The 19,861-nt window shown below is 55.9% G+C and carries 19 protein-coding genes; 5 read left to right on the forward strand and 14 right to left on the reverse strand.

Translation table 11 applies throughout. From position 1 onward, the window contains the following. The first annotated feature begins 56 nt into the window (after positions 1-56). Complete coding sequence (locus GOX66_RS22350; RefSeq protein ID WP_170765623.1) at positions 57-563, forward strand: hypothetical protein; 507 nt, start codon at positions 57-59, stop codon at positions 561-563. Between the two features lie 9 nt (positions 564-572). After that, positions 573-1,301 carry a hypothetical protein gene (locus GOX66_RS22355; protein WP_170765625.1) on the forward strand — a complete coding sequence of 243 codons (729 nt, stop codon included), beginning with the start codon at positions 573-575 and terminating at the stop codon, positions 1,299-1,301. 60 nt (positions 1,302-1,361) lie between these two features. On the opposite strand, the gene GOX66_RS22360 is transcribed toward GOX66_RS22355, so the two are convergent. The 7 genes from GOX66_RS22360 to GOX66_RS22390 all read right to left on the reverse strand — a co-directional run bounded on the left by GOX66_RS22360 (position 1,362) and on the right by GOX66_RS22390 (position 8,331). Beyond that, entirely contained in the window at positions 1,362-1,658 is a 297-nt protein-coding gene (locus tag GOX66_RS22360; protein ID WP_170765627.1) for a hypothetical protein, read from the reverse strand. Positions 1,659-1,749: 91 nt separating this feature from the next. Further along, positions 1,750-3,423 (reverse strand): BCCT family transporter, encoded by a 1,674-nt coding sequence (locus tag GOX66_RS22365; protein WP_170765629.1) that lies wholly within the window; start codon positions 3,421-3,423, stop codon positions 1,750-1,752. A 76-nt stretch (positions 3,424-3,499) separates the two neighbouring features. Continuing rightward, a complete protein-coding gene (locus tag GOX66_RS22370; RefSeq protein WP_170765630.1) occupies positions 3,500-4,966 on the reverse strand; it encodes an aldehyde dehydrogenase in 1,467 nt (488 codons plus the stop codon). A 19-nt stretch (positions 4,967-4,985) separates the two neighbouring features. After that, on the reverse strand, positions 4,986-6,023 hold the full coding sequence (locus tag GOX66_RS22375; RefSeq protein WP_170765632.1) for an LLM class flavin-dependent oxidoreductase: 1,038 nt from the start codon (positions 6,021-6,023) through the stop codon (positions 4,986-4,988). Between the two features lie 4 nt (positions 6,024-6,027). After that, the gene (locus GOX66_RS22380; protein ID WP_170765634.1) at positions 6,028-6,948 is read right to left on the reverse strand and encodes a flavin reductase; all 921 of its coding nucleotides are present in this window, start codon (positions 6,946-6,948) and stop codon (positions 6,028-6,030) included. Next, positions 6,945-7,757 (reverse strand): alpha/beta fold hydrolase, encoded by an 813-nt coding sequence (locus GOX66_RS22385; RefSeq protein ID WP_170765636.1) that lies wholly within the window; start codon positions 7,755-7,757, stop codon positions 6,945-6,947. Before GOX66_RS22385 ends, GOX66_RS22380 begins: the two co-directional genes overlap by 4 nt. Beyond that, a complete protein-coding gene (locus GOX66_RS22390; RefSeq protein WP_170765638.1) occupies positions 7,729-8,331 on the reverse strand; it encodes an amino acid synthesis family protein in 603 nt (200 codons plus the stop codon). The genes GOX66_RS22385 and GOX66_RS22390 overlap by 29 nt, the downstream gene beginning before the upstream one ends. A 182-nt stretch (positions 8,332-8,513) precedes the next feature. Between GOX66_RS22390 and GOX66_RS22395 the strand changes: the two genes are divergently transcribed. Continuing rightward, the gene (locus GOX66_RS22395) at positions 8,514-9,131 is read left to right on the forward strand and encodes a GntR family transcriptional regulator (RefSeq protein ID WP_336509523.1); all 618 of its coding nucleotides are present in this window, start codon (positions 8,514-8,516) and stop codon (positions 9,129-9,131) included. Positions 9,132-9,135: 4 nt separating this feature from the next. Further along, positions 9,136-9,423 (forward strand): DUF1330 domain-containing protein, encoded by a 288-nt coding sequence (locus tag GOX66_RS22400; protein ID WP_170765641.1) that lies wholly within the window; start codon positions 9,136-9,138, stop codon positions 9,421-9,423. Positions 9,424-9,655: 232 nt separating this feature from the next. On the opposite strand, the gene GOX66_RS22405 is transcribed toward GOX66_RS22400, so the two are convergent. Both GOX66_RS22405 and GOX66_RS22410 read right to left on the reverse strand, forming a co-directional pair. After that, the gene (locus GOX66_RS22405; protein WP_170765643.1) at positions 9,656-11,110 is read right to left on the reverse strand and encodes an NAD-dependent succinate-semialdehyde dehydrogenase; all 1,455 of its coding nucleotides are present in this window, start codon (positions 11,108-11,110) and stop codon (positions 9,656-9,658) included. Positions 11,111-11,318: 208 nt separating this feature from the next. Further along, positions 11,319-13,703, reverse strand: a complete 2,385-nt coding sequence (locus GOX66_RS22410; protein ID WP_170765645.1) for a GcvT family protein — start codon at positions 13,701-13,703, stop codon at positions 11,319-11,321. Between the two features lie 83 nt (positions 13,704-13,786). Between GOX66_RS22410 and GOX66_RS22415 the strand changes: the two genes are divergently transcribed. Then, on the forward strand, positions 13,787-14,701 hold the full coding sequence (locus tag GOX66_RS22415; protein WP_237212732.1) for a MurR/RpiR family transcriptional regulator: 915 nt from the start codon (positions 13,787-13,789) through the stop codon (positions 14,699-14,701). Between the two features lie 81 nt (positions 14,702-14,782). Here GOX66_RS22415 and GOX66_RS22420 read toward each other — a convergent pair whose 3' ends face one another. The 5 genes from GOX66_RS22420 to dctP form a co-directional block, all read right to left on the reverse strand. Then, positions 14,783-15,631: a carbon-nitrogen hydrolase family protein gene (locus GOX66_RS22420; RefSeq protein ID WP_170765647.1), complete on the reverse strand. Its 849-nt coding sequence runs from the start codon at positions 15,629-15,631 to the stop codon at positions 14,783-14,785. 3 nt (positions 15,632-15,634) lie between these two features. Continuing rightward, positions 15,635-16,543, reverse strand: a complete 909-nt coding sequence (locus tag GOX66_RS22425; RefSeq protein ID WP_170765648.1) for a MurR/RpiR family transcriptional regulator — start codon at positions 16,541-16,543, stop codon at positions 15,635-15,637. Between the two features lie 150 nt (positions 16,544-16,693). Next, on the reverse strand, positions 16,694-17,986 hold the full coding sequence (locus GOX66_RS22430; RefSeq protein WP_170765650.1) for a TRAP transporter large permease: 1,293 nt from the start codon (positions 17,984-17,986) through the stop codon (positions 16,694-16,696). Between the two features lie 2 nt (positions 17,987-17,988). Continuing rightward, complete coding sequence (locus GOX66_RS22435) at positions 17,989-18,537, reverse strand: TRAP transporter small permease (RefSeq protein WP_237212733.1); 549 nt, start codon at positions 18,535-18,537, stop codon at positions 17,989-17,991. Between the two features lie 59 nt (positions 18,538-18,596). Beyond that, positions 18,597-19,610 (reverse strand): TRAP transporter substrate-binding protein DctP, encoded by a 1,014-nt coding sequence (dctP, locus tag GOX66_RS22440; RefSeq protein WP_170765652.1) that lies wholly within the window; start codon positions 19,608-19,610, stop codon positions 18,597-18,599. Between the last annotated feature and the right edge of the window lie 251 nt (positions 19,611-19,861).

Below are 19,861 nucleotides of genomic sequence, written 5' to 3' on the forward strand. Positions count from 1 at the left end.
CGTTACCAGAACCGCCTTAGATCTGACAGGTAGGGGCGAATTTTGCGACAGAACCTTTGCCAGGCTATGAATGGTCGGGCAACACGGCTATCGGGGGCGATCACAACGTCTTTTTCCGTACCGAAGGCCGTCCGATCCGTCGCTGCAGCCATGTGCTGTTGGAAGGTACCAAGGATTACGGCACAGATGCCAACACGCTGACCGACCTGTTTCAAGCCTTCCGGGAGACCAGTGAGGATGTCGTGGTCTATGCCCACGTGGGAGGACGCTATGCCAATATCCACTATGATCACGACCCCAATATTGAAACCGCCGTTGAAATACACTCAGCCTGGGGCACATTCGAATGGATTTTGACGGACGGGTTCGAACTGGGCCGTCGTGTCGGTGTCGTGGCGAATTCGGATGGGCACAAAGGCCGCCCAGGGGCAAGCTACCCCGGCGATAGCCTATTTGGGGCTTACGGTGGCCTGACGTGCTTCATCACGGCGGAAAACACTCGTGACGGGATTATGGAAGCGCAACGCCGCCGCCACCACTATGCCACTACTGGGTGCCGTTAGGCGATGGATGTGAATCTGTGCTTCGATCAGGACAGCGTCCTCTTTGAACGCAATCCTGCCGGCCGCCCCGACACCCGGCGGCACACCGTGCGCGAAGTGATGATGGGTGACATCGTAACAACCCCTTCAGACACGGCGCGCCTTTCGCTGGATGTACGCGCACCGAAAGGTATCGAACGGATCGAAGTGCGCAATGGCAAGCAGGTGTTTAAAACCCTGCGCCCTTACGCGGAACCTGACCTCGGCAACCGTATCCGGGTGCTCTGGAGCGGGGCGGAATACCGGGGGCGGGGACGCAACACAACCTGGAACGGTCTGGCCACCCTGTCAGAGGCATCCATCACCCGGTTTGTCACGATTAACAAATGGAACCCGGATTCACTTTTGCAGCAACGAAATTCCGATCAGGTGATCTGGAGAACCATCACCACTGGAAACTACATGGGATTCGACATCCAGACCGACGGTTATGCAGGTGATCTGAAGATCACCACCAATCATGGTGATATTGTCATGCCGTTTGCGGAAATTCAGCTCGAGGATCAACGTCTGGACGCCGGCGGACAGGAGCGCCAGATCAAAATGTTCCGCCTGCTGGATGCATCCCTTGCACGGCGGATCAGCCATGAAATGGAAGTCGACCTGCATCAGCATGGAGACAACCAGATCTGGATCGCGGTCTACACCGAGGATGGATATCAAGCTTGGTCCAGCCCAATCTATGTGTGCCGTGATTAGATAGGCACTATGGTATTGAGGACGCCGGCATGATCCGAAACTTAGCTCTTGTTCTCAACGTCAGACGGATTGCCAAGGCACTTTGCGAAGCGTAACGACCAGCTGTGCCATATCGTGCGCGGAGCCACCACCGACTGACGCCACGTAGTCCACATTTTCTGCACGGGCTTGATCGACAGTGTTCCGGGTCATTTTATCAGTAACGAATGCCATTCTCTGGCAACCACGAGCCGTCAGGATTTCGCCAATTTTCGCTGTCGCGCCAACCTCGGCCAAGACCGATCGGGTCGCTTGAAAACTGAAAGAAAGCATTATGCCTTTGGCATTTAATTCATTCAGTTTTGACTTTGACCACATGAGCGGCCATGCCAATTCACATAAAGAACCTAGGTTGGCCAGGCTCGGCCTACGGCCAGAAATTTCCGGCCGCAGGTTCTATTGCGTCACTTTAGGCGTGCAGGTCACCATCAATGACGGTTCCATCCGGAGCCGTCTGCTTCTTGGGTTCGGAAACGGCCGCCGGGTCCTGCATAAGCGACTTGAACACTCCCCACGCCATTAGCACGACCAGCACCGAAATTGGCAGCGCTGCGGCGATAGCCGCCGTTTGCAAAGCCGACAGGCCTCCTGCCATCAACAGCACGGCAGCGACCAGACCCTGCGCGGCACCCCAAACGATGCGTTGCCGTTTTGGCGGGTGGGGATTACCCATAGACAAGATCGTGGTCACAACCAACGTGCCGGAATCCGAGCTGGTGATAAACCAGGTCGCCAGCAGGAAAGTTGTCAAAGCCGAAACGATCCAGGCCATTGTAGCACCGTCGGAAAGACGTTCGATGGTTCCGAACAAGGTGCCACCCAGGTTCCAGTTGTTGACCATGTCGATCAGACCAGCGGTACCGACTCCACCTTCCGCGTTCAATTCCAGGAACAGCGCGTTGCCGCCAAAGATCGAAATCCAGATGAAAGCCATTGTGGTGGGAACCAGCATGGCACCGAACATGAACTCGCGGATGGTGCGGCCCTTGGAGATACGGGCGATGAACATGCCGACAAACGGTGCCCAGCTTAGCCACCAACCCCAATAGAAGATGGTCCAGCCGCCTTGCCATGCCACGTCACCCGGAGCGGAAGCGGTCCAGAAGCCCATTGAGAGGAATTGCGTGACATAGTCGCCTGTGGCGTTCAGGAAAAAGCCGACCAACCATTGCGTCGGCCCCGCAAACAGGAAGAACAGGATCAGCGCAATTGTCAGGACGATGTTCCACTGCGACAGAATCTTGATGCCTTTTCCGACGCCGGAAACCGCCGACAGGGTCGCAATGATAGAGATGACGATGACCAGCGCCACTTGGGTCGTCACACCGGGATCAACCCCAAAAAGCACATTCATGCCGTGCGCCATCTGCGTTACACCCAGCCCCATCGATGTCGCGATGCCGAAGACGGTGCCGAAAACGGCAAGCAGGTCAACTGCATGCCCCGCGGGCCCATAGATGCGCTCACCAAGTACTGGGTACAGCGCAGAGCGGAAAGTCAGCGGCAATTTCTTGCGAAACGCGAAATACCCCAGCGCCAGGCCGGTAAGCGTATAGATTGCCCAGCCGTGCAGACCCCAGTGGAAATTCGTCACCCGAACGGCGTCAACGGCGCGCTCGAGGTTCATCTCGGTATGACCAGCAGCGTCCGCGAAGGGGTTATTGGGATATCCCCATCCGGCCGAATTGTCGAAATAGAACAACGGTTCAGCCACGCCGAAGAACATGATGCCGATCGATACCGAAGCTGAAAACAGCATCGCGAACCACGAAAAGTTGCTGAACTCCGGCTTTGCGTTATCGTCGCCCAGCCGGATCGAACCGAAGCGGCTGAACATCAGAAAGAGACACACGAACAGAATGATGATCACCGAACTGATGTAATACCAGCTTAAGGCACCTTCGACCCATGAACGAATACCGCCATAAACCTCGCCAGCAAGATCAACATTGAGGATGGTAAAGACGACAAAGGCCGCAACCATCGCTTTTGATGCAATGCTCATCCCGTTGTGAAGGCCTTTGAAGAGCCCTTTGTCAGAGATCAGATGATCTCCGTTCCGGGGCATTGAGTCCTGAGGCATGATGCGTTTCCTCCCATCAGAAATTCAGGATTACGAAAAGGGCTGGAAATTCTGTCCAGCCCAGTTGTGCGTGATGTCATCTCATCACGAAGGGGTCGGGGATCGGATCGTCGCTGGTGCGCAGCCAAACCGATTTGATTTTGGTGTATTCCAGCGCGGCTTCGATCCCGCCCTCGCGCCCATGACCGGACAACCCAAAGCCACCAAACGGCGCTATGGGGCTGACGGCACGATAGGTGTTGACCCAGACGATGCCCGCGCGGATGCCGCGCATCATGCGGTGGGCACGGGTCAGATCGCGGGTAAACAGTCCCGATGCCAGTCCGAATTGCGTATCATTTGCGATGGCCAGTGCTTCGGCCTCGGTGTCGAAGCTCAGCACCGACAGAACAGGGCCGAAAAACTCATTGGTCACGCAAGGCGCGTCCGGCACTTCGGAGCAATCAAGAATGGTTGGCGGAAAGTAGAACCCGTCACGTTCTGGTACCGTGCCCCCCGTTATCAGCCGCGCGCCCTGTGCAACCGAGCGCTCAATCAGATCCAGCGCATTTTCTCGCTGGCGCGACGTGCAAAGCGGTCCAACTTCGGTTGCCATATCTTGCGGCGCCCCGATCAGGACGTTTTCGGCCTTGTCCTTCAGGCGGGCCAGGAACACATCCTTGATCGACCGCTGAATAACCAAACGCGAGCCCGCTACGCAACTTTGACCGGTGGCCGCAAAAATCCCTGAAACCTGCGCATTGACCGCGCTGTCCAGATCTGCATCCTCGAACACAATGAAGGGCGATTTGCCCCCCAGTTCTAACGAGGTCGAGGCCAGGTTTTCGGCAGAGTTACGGACAATATGGCGCGCGGTGGCGGGACCTCCGGTAAATGCCACATGTGCCACCTTGGGGTGGCTGGTCAGAACCGAACCGCAATCCGGTCCAAAACCGGTGATGACGTTCAGCACCCCTTTCGGGAAACCCGCCAGATCGAAAATGCGGGCAAACTCCAGCATTGGCGCCGGGCCCTCTTCACTGGCCTTCAGAACGACTGTGCAACCCGCAGCCAGGGCCGGGCCGATCTTTACCGCTGAAAGGAACAGTTGCGAGTTCCACGGCACCACTGCGGCGACAACACCTATCGGCTCACGGCGCAGCCAGACATCCATGTCCGGTTTGTCGATGGGCAGATGTGCCCCTTCGATCTTGTCGGCCAGTCCGGCATAGTAGCGATAGTATTCTGCTACATACGCGATTTGCGCTGAGGTTTCGCGTATGATCTTGCCCGTATCACGGGTTTCAAGTTCGGCCAGGCGCGGTGCATTTTCCGCGACCAGATCGGCAAGACGCAGCAGGAGCTTGCCCCGCTGCGTTGCCGTCATATTTGCCCATTCAGGATTCAGAAAAGCCCGTTCCGCAGCCTCGACGGCACTGTTGACGTCATCGGCCCGCGCCTCGGGCATCAGGGCCCAGGGTTGGCCGGTCGCCGGATCGATGCTTTCGAATTGCGCTGCGCCATCCGAAAAGACACCGTCGATATACTGCTGAAACTGCTGCATTTCCTGTCCTTTCGTACCCTTACTGGAAGGCGGGCATTACGTCAGAGATGAATCGCTCAAGCGAGGCTTTTTTGCGCTCGAAGGGCATGGAGCTATCAATCCAGAAGGAATATTCGTCATATCCCATGGCTTCGTATTTCTTCAGCCTTTCGATCAGGTCAGCCGGTTCGCCAATGGCAAGATCGCGCTGAATCGCTTCGGGTGTGTAGAACGGGTGCGCGGCGATTTCCTCATCCGACAAGGGCGCGATTAGGCCCTGCGTGATCTCGCGCTTGTTCATGAACCAGGCGCCGAAATAGTTGTAGAACCGGTTCAGCTCCTCAGCGGCCAGTTTCGCGTCGTCGGCATCGCTGGCCACGTAGGTATGCAACAGCAGCATGATGCGCGGGCGCGGCTGGTCAGGGAACTTGGCGCAGGCGTCATTGAACTTGCCCATCAGCGATTCAATCTCGGGGTCCCCGTTCCACAGGGGGGTAACCTGAACGTTGCACCCGTTCGAGACAGCAAATTCATGGCTGTTGGGATCGCGGGCGGCAACCCAGATCGGCGGTCCGTCCTTTTGGACGGGCTGCGGCGCAGATGTCGTTTTGGGGAACTGCCAGTATTCGCCCTCATGTTCGTAGTCACCAGCCCAGAGTTTCTGAACCGCTGGCACCTGCTCGCGCATCCTTTGCCCGGCTTCCCAGGCTTCCAGTCCAGGCAACATGCGTTCGTATTCAAAACTATAGGCGCCGCGTGCGATTCCGAGCTCCAGGCGTCCGTCGGTGATGATGTCGGTCATAGCCGCTTCGCCCGCCAGACGGATCGGATGCCAGAACGGCGCGATAACCGTTCCAGTGCCCAAACGCACGTTCTTGGTCTTGTTCGCCAGATCGACCAGGTTCAGAAATGGGTTCGGCGCGATGGTGAAATTCATGCCATGATGCTCGCCGGTCCACACAGCGTGGAATCCTGCGTCATCCGCGATTTGGCACAATTGCACGAATTCTTCGTACAATTGCTTCTGATCTTCCTGCGGATCGATCCGCTCCATATGTGCAAAAAGAGAAAACTTCATTGCGTTACTCGCTTCCAGAAGAGATCGGACGGACCTTGCCGCTGACCTGATTGCCAAAATACACCCCGAAATTTCCCATGCGGCTTTCCTGTGCAAACCGTTCCAACATGGTGCACATCGCCGGATCGGCAATGTCCATCAGTGTGGTTTCCGTCAATTCAGTGAAAGCCCCGCGCGAGGGTTCCCCCTCGGCGGCCTGGCACAGAAACGAGATGTGCTGGTGTTCGCGCGCTTCATCTTCATACACGGAATAGATGAACCCCGGCTCGGCACTGATGCCACTTTGGGCGATCAGCCGGTTCAGAGCCGCGGAGGCGCCATCTTTTCCGGTTCTTGTTTCCGGCAGGGTCAATTGTCCCTGCTCATTTCCGATCAACAGGACCTTGCCCTCACGTTCGATCAGTGCCGAAACGATGAGGTTCGTGCTCTGGCTCAGAGCTTCCGCCTCAGCCGCCGGGGTTACATAGGCGCCTCGCGCATAACCCAGCCCAGGGGCGGTGGAGGTGTCGAAAGCTTCAACCTTGCCAATCAGGATCAGGTGATCACCGGCCTCAACAGTTTTGTACGCCGAGCAATCGAACCATGCCGATACGCCATCGAAAAGAGGCGAACCGAACGGACCGCACCGCCAGTCAACGGCAGCGAAACGGTCCTCTACCGGCCGGGCAAAGGTGTTGGAGACTTCTTTTTGCGCTTCCGACAGAATGTTGATCGCAAACCCCTTTGCTTTGACAAAGGCGTCGTAGTTGCGAGAGCTGTTGGCCAGACATACCAGCACAAGTGCGGGATCCAGAGAAACCGAGCTAAAGGAGTTGGCCGTAAAACCGAGAGGGTTGCCCTCTTCGTCATGCGTCGTGACAACCGTGACACCCGTCATGAAGGTGCCAAACGCGTTTCGCAATGCGCGCGGATCAAAATTCGTCATGCCGTTTCCCTTTCCTCCCAAGGGGTTTGGAGCCAGTCGAGCAGAATGGCGTTGACCTGTTCAGGCGCTGTCAAATTGACCATGTGGCGCTGACCGTCGATCACGACGGCGCGGCCCTGAGGTGCCGCCTCGGCCATGGAGTTCGCCATGGCAGGGGTGGAATTCGGGTCATCTGCCCCTGTCAGCGCCAGCAGCGGACAGCGAATGTCGGCAAAACCATCAGCGTATTCTTCATCTCCCCCCGCAAAAGCACTATAGGCGTCCGCATAACCTTTATGATTAACCGCAGAGAGCCATTCCGCCACCTGCTCACAGGCAGACCGCTCGGCGGGGCTGTCCCCGAACCATCGCTTGAGCGGTGTTTCCAGATCGAAGCTGCCACTCCGGATCTCTTCCGCGCGCACCTGTACAGCGGCGCGCGCTTCAGCTGTGCGGCGGAAAACTCCGTTCAGCAGCGCTACACGCGCGACCTTTTCCGGATACGAGACCGCGTAGCCACCGGAGATCAGCGCCCCCATCGAGTGACCGGCCAAGTATACCGCTCCCAGATCGAGTGCCTTCACGATTTCGTCCAACCATGCAACATAGTCAGACAATTCCGGGTTGCCTGGCAGTGGGTCGCTGTCGCCATGACCGGGCATATCCAATGCAATGACCCGGTAGTCGGCGGACAAGGCGTCAATCTGCGGTGCCCAGGCAGCGGACTGCATGCCAACCCCGTGGATCAGCACGAGAGGGGCACCCCGGCCCGCCTCCTGATAGGCTACGCGTCCAAAGGGTTTAGACAGCTGCAGGGTTGTCAACGTCATGGCCCAGCTCCTTGAGATCCTGATAACGGTCACCGATCCGATGATGCGGACGTCCGCCGATGGATGCACCCAGGGCGATCACGATCTCATCCGGGCCGGGAGCATCTGCCACTTGCAACTGGATGGTCAGGTAGTGACTGCGCTTGCCGCCGTCATTCTTGTCCATAAGGGGAATCTGAAGCGGAGCATTGGCCGGACCGCGTGTGTTCGTGAATGCCAGGTAGGATTTCGCCCCCACGGCTTCGCGGTAGTGGTTGCCGAAACGCAGGGTGTGGATCAGGGCAGACGCGTGCTCCACCTCACCATTCACACCGACGATTGCGGATTTACCATATCCTTCAACTTTGTCGCCGCCACCGGCTGCATCCAGAACCATCCTGGTCAGCAACTCGCCCAAGCCAGGCGCACAATCATGAATCGCGGGGCGCAGATCTTCAACAAACCCCTGCCCTGCCCATGGGTTCTTAATGACCGCAATCGCAGCAATCATCTTCAGCGGTTGTTCAGCTGACTTGCCGCCTTCAATCAGCGTTTCTTCGACATGCAGCAGTGTTTTGCGGATCTCGGCAGGCATGCAGGTGACTCCTGTTAAAGGTGTTGATTCGACTGTCTCGTACGATGGTATACCATCATCCTCTATGTCAAGAAACAATTGCGCCGTCCTGTTGCAATTGGTAGCTTGCCGTCATGACAAAAACTGTATTGAAAAGAATCGAGCAGGCCCCAGCCACACTTCGCGACATTGTCCAAAGGCAAATGCGGGATGCGATTGTCGAAGGGCGATTTGAACCGGGCCAGCGGCTCGTTGAAAGACCCCTTTGTGAGCAATTGGGAGTCAGCAGAACCGTGGTCAGGGAAACCATCAGATTTCTCGAAGCGGAAGGGCTTGTTGAGGTCATACCGAACAAAGGGCCAATCGTGGCCTGGCTCAATCGCGACGACGCGCGCCAGATATACGAAATCCGGATGATGCTGGAGACAGCGGCAGCAGAAAGCTGCGCGCAAAACGTGACCAAAGAGTTGTCCGACAAGTTGGAATCGGCTTTGGACAGCCTGATACAAGCCTCGTCAAACAATGAACCCGCGGCTTTGCTGAGAGCGACGGATGAATTTTATCAGACGATATTCGAGGGTGCCCGACGTGACATAGCCTGGGAGGTTTTTCAACGTTTGACGGGGCGCATCAGTCGGTTACGTGCCATGACATTTTCGGAGCAAAATCGGGAAATGCTCGGTATCGACCATATGAGCAGCATTTGCAAAGCCATCGTTGCCGGAGATGCCAAAGCGGCAAGGAATGCAGTCCAAAAGCATATTACAGACGCCGCAAAGGTAGCCGACAAAATTCTTGTCGATGCGGAAGAAAAGATCTGAAACGATGCCAAAAGCCTATTGGATTGCTCATGTAACCGTCAAAGATCCCGAAGCCTATACGGGGTACCAACGTCTCGCGCCGGCGGCATTTGAGAAGTTTGGGGCGCGGTTTCTCGCCCGAGGCGGCGAGTCAGATTGCTGCGAAGGCACACGTTACGAAAGGCATGTCGTTATCGAATTCGATAGTCTTGAAAAGGCCCGCGCCTGCTATTCATCAAAAGAATATCAAAACGCCAAGGCGAACCGCGACGGGGCTTGTAACGCTCATGTGACGTTGGTCGAGGGGCTTTGATCAGTTCGGGTTCATACCAGCGACAGAAAAGCCCGGCTCGCGCGGGTCCAGGTCGGAACATAGGATTCCGGCGCCAGACCCGGCATGGGCGGTTCTCCAGGTGTCGCCAAGAACGCATTTTGCAATCGCGGCCCCAAAGCCAAACAGGAACATCACCCCATAGAACCACACAATACAATGACAGCTATTATGCAGAGGGCTTAGGGGTAACCCTGTCTGAACTCATGCGATGTCAAACGGACAGGCAGCAATACTTGATTTCGAGATAGTCTTCGATCCCGTATTTGGAGCCTTCGCGCCCATGGCCCGACTCCTTGATTCCGCCAAACGGCGCAACCTCGGTTGAAATCAGGCCGGTGTTAACGCCGACCATCCCGTATTCCAACCCTTCCATGACCCGCCAGACACGGCTTAGATCGCGGCTGTAAAAATAGGAAGCCAGGCCAAATTCAGTGTCGTTTGCGGCTTGAATGGCCTCGTCTTCCTGGGAAAACCGAAAAACCGCAGCAAGCGGCCCAAAGGTTTCTTCTTTCGCGACAGCCATGCTTGGAGTCACGCCGGATACCACAGTGGGTTGAAAGAATGTGCCTCCCAGTTCATGACTGTCACCCCCAACATCAATACGGCCACCCTTGGCAACGGCGTCCGCAATATGCTCCTGCATCTTCGTGACAGCCGCGTCGTTGATCAGCGGACCTATGGCGGTGCCTTGCGCAAAGCCATACCCCACAGGCAGCGCCGCCACCGATTTGGACAGCTTGCGGACGAATTCGTCGTAGACACCGTCCTGTACGTAAATGCGATTGGTACAAACACAGGTCTGACCAGCGTTGCGGAACTTCGAGATCATCGCGCCTTCGACCGCGGCGTCAACATCGGCATCATCAAAAACGATGAAGGGCGCATTGCCGCCAAGTTCCAGCGAGAGCTTCTTGATCTGCTCGGCACCTTGCCTCATCAGGATCTTGCCCACGCGGGTCGAGCCGGTGAAGCTGATCTTTCGCATGATCGGGTTCTCGCAGAACTCGACACCGATTCCAGCGCTATCGGTTGACGGGATAACCGAAAGAACACCGGCTGGAACACCTGCTTCCTCTGCCAGTTTTGTCATGGCAAGGGCGGAAAGAGGGGTCTCCGCAGCTGGTCGCACGACCATTGCACATCCTGCGGCAAGAGCGGGTGCCACTTTGCGGGCGATCATGGCGTTGGGAAAATTCCAGGGAGTGATCGCGCCGACGACGCCGACGGGTTGTTTCATGACGACAATGCGCTTGTCGTGTTGATGGCCCGGAATGGTGTCACCGTAAACGCGCTTGGCTTCTTCAGCGAACCACTCGATAAAACTTGCGCCATACAGGATCTCGCCTTTTGCCTCGGCCAGAGGTTTACCCATTTCAGCCGTAAGGATGGCGGCGAGGTCATCTGCATGGGCGATCATGAGGTCGAACCAGCGCCGCAGGATCGCCGCGCGTTCCTTTCCGGTTTGCCCGGACCAGCCCTTTTGAGCTTTTTCCGCCACCAAAATCGCTGCCCGTGCATCTTCGATCGAACAATCCGCCACATCGGCGAGATGAGCGCCATTGGCAGGATTGGTGACGGCAAATCGAGATTGCGCCGGATACCAATTTCCGCCGACATATGCGTCGGAAATCAAAAGGTCGGGACGAGCAAGGTTCAGCAAATTCATACTCCGGTTGCGCGTGAGTTTCGGACAGCATCTAAGGACGGCCTTAGCTGCTATCATATGGTATACCATCTTCCCATATGTCAATAGCTGCGACTTGTAAGAGGTCCAGCTTGGATACGCAAGACAACGGTCCTCATCCAAACTGGTCGCTTTATCCCGAAGATCAGAAGAAGTCTCCCGAACGGCTCATAGCTTAGCAACAAAGCCACTAATTTCTCATTCGCGTTCCGGTTGGGTCAAATGCACAGCTGTATTGAAGTCGTGCGGCATAGTGCTTGCCAGCGATGTCTATTTCGACCTCTTTTCCTTCCGCGTTGTCCAATTGCACATACGCCAGCGCCAGAGGTTTGCCGGTACGGTAGCCAAAACAGGCAGTTGTCGTGTGGCCCACAATTCTGTCATCTGCGTAAACCGGTTCGTGCCCTACCGGAACAGCGGTTTCATCATTGATGACTACAGTGACAAGACAGCGCTTTGAATTATCTCGCCGCTCTGCAAGAGCTTTTGAACCGATGAATGATTTCTTCTTCGAGACCAGCATATCCAGCCCAGCTTTGATCGGAGTCACGTCACTGTCCAGTTCATGCCCCATCGCCGCAAAGCCCTTTTCGACCCGCATTGAAGTTTGGGCAAACATCCCGGCCGGAACGGCCCCGGCTTTGGTTAGTGCCGAGTAGACTGTGCTGGCATCCTGTGCCCTCATGGTCATCTCCCACCCGGCTTCACCAACATAGGACATACGCACCGCCCGGACATGGCATCCAGCAACATAGGCTGGACCGACTTTGAAGTAACCGAGATCCTTCAGTTCCGGGGCGCCACATTCAGTGACAATTCTTGCAGCCTCGGGGCCCATCAATCCCAACACCGCATAATCTTCGGTCGAATCTGTCAGTGCCACGTCAAAGCCCTCAGAATGGCGCGTGAACCATGCCAGATCGCGTTTGATCACATTGGTGCCGACGAACAGGCGATAGTGGTCTTTTGTAATCCGATGTGCGGTAATGTCGGATTCATAAGTGCCACGCTCATTCAAAACGGCAGTATAGATGGCGCTCCCCGGAGCCTTGGCCATGTTCGCGGCGCAGGTGTGCTGCAGGAACGCTTCGGCACCCGACCCCTGAACTTCGATCTTGCCAAACGGGGAGGCATCGAAGATCGCCGCCTTTTCGTGCGCGGCCATCACCTCGGCCCGAACAATTTCGAACCAATCGGGTTTTTCGAAGGTCATGCGCGGCTCTGAAGTCTTGCCGAAATACAATGGGCGTTCCCAGCCATAGACTTGCCCGAAATGTGCGCCCGCCGCCCGATATTCCCGATCCAGCGGCAAGCTGCGCAAGTTCCGGGCAGTTGAGAGTTGTTTGCCCGGAAAAGCGATGTCGTAATGGGTGCCGAGGATCTCGGGCGCGCGGGCCATCAGATGCTCGACTGAGTTGTAGATCGGGGCAAACCGTTTGGCATCCGCCTCACCGAGATCATAGGCCGTGTGACCGTGCAGGATGCAGTGGGCCAGATTCATACCGGCGCCGCCGCCCGACGCGATCCCGACAGAGTTCATGCCGCAGCCCAAGAACAGACCACGTGTTTCTGCGGTTTCACCCAGCATGAACATGCCGTCCGGCGTAAAGCTCTCGGGTCCGTTCAGCAGCATCTTGACCTCGGCCGTTTCCAGCGCCGGCAGACGGTGCAAGGCATTCATCATCATTGGCTCAAAATGGTCCCAGTCCTCAGGCAGCAGGCCGAACTCGAAGTGTTCATCCAGAACACCGGGGGCGATGGGTTTACCCGTCGGCTCAAAACACCCGACCAGCAACCCACCGGAATCATCGCGGATATAAAGGTGGTTATCGTGATCCGACAGTGTCGGCGTGTTGCCCACGATCCCGTCAATCGGTTTGGTTAGCAGGTAAAAATGTTCACACGCCAACGCGGGCACCTCGGCGCCGGCCATTGCGCCAACTTCACGTGACCAGAGCCCCGCACACAACGCGATGGCGTCGCACATGACTGTACCTTGCGTGGTTTCTACACCTCTGACCCTGCCATTCTCTGTCAGAATGCCTGTGACGCCGGTGTCCTCGAACAGTTTTGCGCCCAGCCCTTTTGCTGCCTTGATCAATGCAGCACAGACACCGGACGGGCTGACCCGCCCATCTTCGGGCGACCAAACTGCGCCAATGACATCATCCGCGTTCATCATCGGCCAACGTTCTTTGGCTTCTTCGGCGCTGATCGAAGTTGCACTCACCCCATAGGCATGGGCGAGCGCCTCTTGCCGCTTGATGTGGGTCAGCCGGTCCTTGTTGGCAGCGATAGAGAGGCTGCCCTTCTGAATCCACCCGACGGACTGCCCGGTTTCCTGTTCCAGCCTCGAGTACAAGTCGACCGAATACTGGATCATCCGTGTCAGATTCTGCGAGTGGCGCAGGGCGCGAACCTGTGCTGCGGAGTGCCATGTCGTGCCAGAGGTGAGCTTATTCCGCTCGAGCAATATTGCGTCGCTCACGCCCATCTGGGCCAGATGATACAGGGTCGAACACCCCATGATGCCGCCGCCGATGACGACAACAGAAGAGTGGGAAGGAAGAGGCATGGCCGAACCTTTCTCGGGGGTTTTGAGTTGCGATCAAATGTGACTTGAGCAACCTCGTTTTCAATTTCAAATTTTAAGAACATATGTTCTTATTCGTTATGGATCAGAATCGAAAAACCCGCCTGATTGCTCAGCTGAAATCGGAAATCGACGAATTGTCGCCCCGGCTTAAATCCATCGCTAAGTACATAATTGATAACCCTGGGGAATTCGGCATGGACCCGATCAGGGTATCCGCCGAAAAGATTGGCGTCAGCTCGAACTCACTTGTTCGTCTGGCACAAAGAATGGGCTTTGATGGGTTCGAGCCCTTTCGCGAACCGTTCCGCCAGGCGCTGATGACTGACAGGGAAGACCGGTTGGGCGAAGACTGGCTGGAACGTTTGGAAGATGGCGACGATATGGCTCACAGGCAGGCTTTGATCGCGCGCAACGAGTTGAACATCGTTTCCCGATCACTAAGGCTCATGACTCAGGACAAGCTAAATACAGCAATTGAATACATGACGCAGGCGCGGACATGCTACGTGACCGCCACGCGTGCGAGCTATGCCTTGGCCTATTATTTTCACTATGTCGGCAGGATGGCATTGCCCGGCCTGCAACTCATCCCACGCCATATGGGTTCGGCGGTCGACGAGCTGATAACAGCAGATGAAAACGACTGCCTGATCGGAATTACGTTTTCACCTTATTCCGCAGAAACCATTCAGTCTGTACGCTACGCCAGGGAACGTGGTACCCGGCTGATCCTGATTTCAGACAGCGAAGTAATAGCGCCGCGAGTTGAGCCCGACATCATCTTTCCGGTGGCAACGCAGTCGCAACACTATTTCGGTTGTTACTGTGGAGCTATGGCGGTGCTGGAATGTCTGATCGGTCATTTGGTTTCTTCGGGTGGCGATGCCGCACAAAAGCGGTTCGCCGACTACGAAGCCACCCGGGAAGATACCGGTGCATATTGGAAAGCACCGCGCCAGCCGCGAATCCGCCTGTAACGCCGTACCGGTATGATTGACTGGTTTCAGTCCTTACACCGCGCATAAGGACTGCCCCAATGCCCTGCCTGAACATGCTGTTCAGGCCGTTAAGACCTCTATCCGGTAGTCTTCCAATCTGTCTTTTAGAAAGGTGTAGTCCTTCCGAGCTTTTTGCAGGGTAGCCCGATCGAGCGATATCTCCCGAAAATCCTCCGCAGTTTCAGCAAAATTCACAGGCGGCGTGTTTTCGTCCTGCCACGGCAAACAGAAAAGCGAATTTCCATAGTTGGTTCCGGCCCGGTTCAGCGACAGAAAATAGACCTGGTTTTCCAGCGCCCGTGCCACCGCAAAAGGGTGCCACGTATGGAATGATTCATCCCGAAAATACGCCCCGCAATGCAGGATGACATCCACACCATGATCAACCACCAGCGCGCGCGCCAGTTCCGGAATTCGAATGTCGTAGCAAATGATTGGTGATAATCGGAAACCATTAACCTCGAAGGTAAACAGGTGTTTGCCACGGTTGAAGTATTCCTTCTCCATCGATGCGCCATATTGGGCCAGATGCAATTTGTCGTAATGTCCACGCATCTCGCCATCCGGACCGACGACACCAACACTGATGTAGGGGCCACCTTCTGCGGCCCGGGCAAAGCCGTAAGAGATAAACACCCCCTTCTCTTTCGCCACTTCGCGCCACACTTCGAATGATGCGCCTTGCAGCGGCTCGGCGATTTCATCCAGTCGGGAGAAGGTCTCACGCGAATAGTCGATGCTGGAAAGTTCTGGCAGAACCACCAGATCAACCTTGTTTTCCGCCTGATCAAGTTGCCCCCGCACCTTGGCCGCCGAAACGCTAAGATGCGCATCCCGCTCTGCCGTTGTGGTCATCGGCGGAATCTCGATCTGGCAGGCAAGCAGAGTAAGCGTTTCATTGGCGGTCATGGATCAGACTTTCTTGTTCTTCCAATATTCGTTCATGCGCAGTCGGTCAGCTTCGATACGTTCGATCCGTTCAACTGTGCGGCTGGATTGCCCTATCGTGAAGAAACCGACGAGTGCTTCGATCAGTGCGGTGGTTCCCAGATAGGATTCAAAAAACAGCGGGCTGCGGTTTGGCCCTAGCAAGACATAATCAGCCTCCAGTGCCATCGGTGATGCCGGGCTGTCGGTGATCGCCACAACCTTTGCACCGCGCTCGCGAGCGATCATGGCCAGTTCTATTGCGGCCCGGGCGCAGGGCTGCTGGCTGATCGCGATCACTGCATCCCCTGTACCAATGTCGGCGATTGGGTCTGCAAAAACACCGCCTTCGCCTCGCACCAACCGGAACTTTCCGCTGGCCATTCCGCCGATGTAATGCGCGTAGCTTGAAAAACTGGCCGATGCCTGCATCCCGACCACGTAGATCTGCCGGCTGTCGTTCAGAACTTTCGCGACGCTGGCGAAATAATCAGGATCGATAGAATCGAAGATTGCGGTCAGGTTGTCGATGGTCGATGACTTGAAAGCCTCCCACACTTCACGCGCTGCCTGATCTCCGCCCGATTTTTGCAGGTTCTCGGCCCGCAAATGGTATTCGCTGATGTCATTCTGCTGCACCTGCTTGCGGTACACTTCGCGCAATTCACTGTACTTTTCATACCCAAGCGCCTTTGCCAGTCGGGCAAAGTTTGGCAGCGAAACACCTGCATTTGCGGCCACCTGCCGCATCGAAAGCGTCGCGATGTCCCCCGGGTGCTCAAGCATGTATGTCGCCGCCACTTTCAACGCACGCGGAAGCTGCGGAAACAGCTCCTTTAGGTTTTCATTAACCTGTAGATACGCGCTCATATCCGTCGACGGCTCCTGCGGCATGTCGGCCTCCTCCTATGCGTCAGGGGTGCCGGTCTGATCATTTGCTACACCCCAGAGCAGATGAGTTCGCATTTGCAAACATTGCAATGGGGAAAAACATGAAACGGGCAGCGCCTGGGGAGAGGAGAGGTACGCGCTGCCCGCAAACCCTCAACGGCTCAGCAGCAGGTCAGGCAGCCAGAGCGACAGCTGAGGTATGAACGTCGTCAGCGCCAGGGTCGGTAGCCATGCGCAGAAGATGAACAGAAATGTCGGGCCAAGCATCTTACTGACGGGCGTCTCGGTCACCTGCGCACCGAGATAAAGCAGCGGCGCCGTGGGCGGCGTGACGTTGGCCATGCCCAGATTCACGCCCAGGATCGCCGCGAAATGGATCGGATCGACACCGACGCTTTGCACGATTGGCAACAGCAAAGGCGTGGAAAGCAGCAAGCCCGAAATGTCGTCCATCAGCATACCGATCAGGATCATGACCAGATTGACCATCAGCAGAATGACTATAGGGTTTTCCGAGACCGAGAATACAAGATCACGAGCGATGTTCGGGATGTCTTCGAAGATCAGAAAGCGGCTGACAATCAGCACCATGAAGATCATGGTCATGACGATACCGATGGTAATGCCAGCCCCGGTCAACGTGTTCATCAGGCTGCGCCAGGTCAGCCCCTTGTAGACATAAATTGCGATCGGGATCGAGTAGACCACGGCGACTCCGGCGGCCTCGGTCGGGGTCATGATGCCGCCATAGATACCGCCAAGAATGATCAGTGGCATCAACAGGGCGGGCATGGCCTGACGCGATTGCAGTTTGAATTCAGACACGAATTTCACGGGCCGCTCGGTCGTCCTGATGTCTTTGTATTTACGCAGAGCAAACTGATTGGTGACGATCAGCAGAACGATCAGGATGATCCCCGGAATTACGGTCGACAGAAACGCCTTGAGCACCGATTGTTGTGCCACCCAGGCGTACAGGATGTGCGATGCACTGGGCGGGATCAGCAGGCCCAGCGGACTTGCACTGACGATCAGGGCTGCGGACAGGCCTTCGGGGTAATTTGCCTTGCGCAGATGCGGCATCATGATGCCGCCGATACAGGTCAGCGTCGCGTTCGCGCTGCCTGAAATGGAACCGAAGATTCCGCTGGCCACTACAGCGGCCGCAGAAAGACCGCCCTTTATGTGGCCGATGAACAGCTCTGCCAGCGCCACCAACGGAGCGGCGATCTTACCTTTTTCCATGATTGAACCGGCGATCATGAACAGCGGAATGGCAAGCAGAACCAGCGTGTTCATCTTCCAGTATCCGGCTGGAAGATAGCCGACAATATCGTACCCGCCGGTATATGCGAGGAACAGAAGTACTGCACCAAAGGCGATGTAGACGCTGACCCCCAGCAACAGGAGGCCACAGATAAGGACGATGCTGCCCAGAATAACCATGATCAGCCCTCCAGGTTTTGATCTTCAGGGGCCTGAGGACCGTCGATGATGTGCAGCACCATGTAGATGGTGTTGAAAACCAACATCATGAAGAATCCAACCAATATGGCGCTGCGCGGAAAGACCGCCGGAATCTTCAACGCGGTTGTGGATTCCCAAAGCGGATAGGCTGCCATCTCACTGGCGACGGCCAGATAGCACCAGTAGACAATGTAGGCGCCAATCAGGAACTCGATGACATAGACAATCATGCCACGCCACCAGATCAATTTGGGGTTCTTGAGTACGACTCCCAAAATGTCGGCGTTCACGTGCGATTTCTTTTCGGCGGCCAGCGCGGCACCCAGAAAAAATGTCCAGAAACTTATGGCAAGGAGCCATTCTTCATAAGCAAAGAGGTTGCCGGAAAACCCATAACGGACGATCACCACCGCAAAAAAGGTGACGGCCATCAACAGACCACCTAGGGCAACGAAAATGCGCATGAACTGCAGAACCGCCCGCAAAGGTCGGGCCGCACCATCCGGCAGTCTATCCACTATTTCGGTCATCTGGCCCCCTCCCAAGCGGCAGTAAGAGTCGGCCGCAAGCTGCAGCCGACTAATGGACATTATTCGGCTGTCAGACGGTCCAGTGTGTCCTGACCAATGGTATCAGCCATTGTCGGCCAGATATTTTCGCGCACCCAAGCAGCCATCACGGCCTGCTCTTCGTCGTTCAGCGCCAGAATTTCGTAGCCCTTTTCTTCGAGCTTTTTGCCGAACTCAGCATCGTTCGCGCGGTTGTAGGCAAAGAAATCATCCGACGCCTTGGTGAAAGCTGCCTCAACGGCAGCACGCTGTTCGTCACTCAGTTTTTCCCATGTCTTTTCGGACGCGTAATACGAGGTCAGCTCGGATACCGAGTTGTACTGAACGTAGTAGTTGCCAACATCAGACTGTGCGAAGATCGAATAAGTCGCGGATTTGGTGCAGCAGATCGCACCGTCGACGATACCGGACTGAAGCGCCGGGAAGATGTCGCCCCACGCCATTGTGGTTGCCTGAAAGCCCAGACCTTCGACCATGTTCTTTACAACGGGCGAAGACCAGACGCGGATGTTCATGTCCTTCTCACCCAGATCATTCCAGTTCTCAGGCTTTTTGTTGGCGACGATACCGGTGAAACCCTCGGGGTTGTTGGCCAGCAGGCGCAGCCCCAGTTCGTTCAGACGCTCCTGAAGGATCTGGTTAAAGGGAGAATCCATGTTCCGCATGATGCTGTCCATCTCGTCCCAGTTGTTGACGAGAAACGGCATCGACAGGAATTCCAGACGCGGATCTTTGTGCGAGTAAATGAAGGCTGCGGTGAAATCGATATTGCCGTTGATGGTGTCCTCCATCAGCGCTTCGCCGGAACCCAGTTGGTTGGCAGGGAAGACGGATACTTTCAGTCCCACATCGGCTGCTTCGATGTCTTCCTTAATCTGCTCAAGCATTTTGGTGCCCTGGTGATCAACCGGGAACGTGCCTGCAAGCTTCAGGCGCATATCGGCCGCCGACGCCATCGTCGCAGCCGACAATGCCAACGCGCCCACAAGGCTGGTGCGGATGAGAGTTCTCGCGAATTTGAATGAGTGGAACATTTTATCCTCCCTGTCTCAGGTCTGTCGAGAGCGGCACCATCTTTGATGGTCCACCAAAGCCTGGCGAGCCGAACTCGAAAGTCGAATCGCAGGTCATGCGCCATCACTTAATGAGAAAAATTGCATGTTTGCAATTTTTTTTCCGAAAATTTATCATTTGTTAAATATGCAATACCATATCATTGAACTCGGATTTCGGCCAAGTTTCGTACCCCCGCTTGAAAGGATATCGATTCCCACGATCTGTGAAT

It is taken from the genome of Ruegeria lacuscaerulensis, from assembly GCF_013031245.1.
GTDB lineage: Bacteria > Pseudomonadota > Alphaproteobacteria > Rhodobacterales > Rhodobacteraceae > Ruegeria > Ruegeria lacuscaerulensis_C.

What these genes read in the sequence shown, in the direction of transcription:
- GOX66_RS22360 (WP_170765627.1), bottom strand. Translation starts at nt 1,658, where the DNA reads ATGTGGTCAAAGTCAAAACTGAATGAATTAAATGCCAAAGGCATAATG.
- GOX66_RS22365 (WP_170765629.1), bottom strand. Translation starts at nt 3,423, where the DNA reads ATGCCTCAGGACTCAATGCCCCGGAACGGAGATCATCTGATCTCTGAC.
- GOX66_RS22370 (WP_170765630.1), bottom strand. Translation starts at nt 4,966, where the DNA reads ATGCAGCAGTTTCAGCAGTATATCGACGGTGTCTTTTCGGATGGCGCA.
- GOX66_RS22375 (WP_170765632.1), bottom strand. Translation starts at nt 6,023, where the DNA reads ATGAAGTTTTCTCTTTTTGCACATATGGAGCGGATCGATCCGCAGGAA.
- GOX66_RS22380 (WP_170765634.1), bottom strand. Translation starts at nt 6,948, where the DNA reads ATGACGAATTTTGATCCGCGCGCATTGCGAAACGCGTTTGGCACCTTC.
- GOX66_RS22385 (WP_170765636.1), bottom strand. Translation starts at nt 7,757, where the DNA reads ATGACGTTGACAACCCTGCAGCTGTCTAAACCCTTTGGACGCGTAGCC.
- GOX66_RS22390 (WP_170765638.1), bottom strand. Translation starts at nt 8,331, where the DNA reads ATGCCTGCCGAGATCCGCAAAACACTGCTGCATGTCGAAGAAACGCTG.
- GOX66_RS22395 (WP_336509523.1), top strand. Translation starts at nt 8,514, where the DNA reads ATGCGGGATGCGATTGTCGAAGGGCGATTTGAACCGGGCCAGCGGCTC.
- GOX66_RS22400 (WP_170765641.1), top strand. Translation starts at nt 9,136, where the DNA reads ATGCCAAAAGCCTATTGGATTGCTCATGTAACCGTCAAAGATCCCGAA.
- GOX66_RS22405 (WP_170765643.1), bottom strand. Translation starts at nt 11,110, where the DNA reads ATGAATTTGCTGAACCTTGCTCGTCCCGACCTTTTGATTTCCGACGCA.
- GOX66_RS22410 (WP_170765645.1), bottom strand. Translation starts at nt 13,703, where the DNA reads ATGCCTCTTCCTTCCCACTCTTCTGTTGTCGTCATCGGCGGCGGCATC.
- GOX66_RS22415 (WP_237212732.1), top strand. Translation starts at nt 13,787, where the DNA reads ATGTTCTTATTCGTTATGGATCAGAATCGAAAAACCCGCCTGATTGCT.
- GOX66_RS22420 (WP_170765647.1), bottom strand. Translation starts at nt 15,631, where the DNA reads ATGACCGCCAATGAAACGCTTACTCTGCTTGCCTGCCAGATCGAGATT.
- GOX66_RS22425 (WP_170765648.1), bottom strand. Translation starts at nt 16,543, where the DNA reads ATGCCGCAGGAGCCGTCGACGGATATGAGCGCGTATCTACAGGTTAAT.
- GOX66_RS22430 (WP_170765650.1), bottom strand. Translation starts at nt 17,986, where the DNA reads ATGGTTATTCTGGGCAGCATCGTCCTTATCTGTGGCCTCCTGTTGCTG.
- GOX66_RS22435 (WP_237212733.1), bottom strand. Translation starts at nt 18,537, where the DNA reads ATGACCGAAATAGTGGATAGACTGCCGGATGGTGCGGCCCGACCTTTG.
- dctP (WP_170765652.1), bottom strand. Translation starts at nt 19,610, where the DNA reads ATGTTCCACTCATTCAAATTCGCGAGAACTCTCATCCGCACCAGCCTT.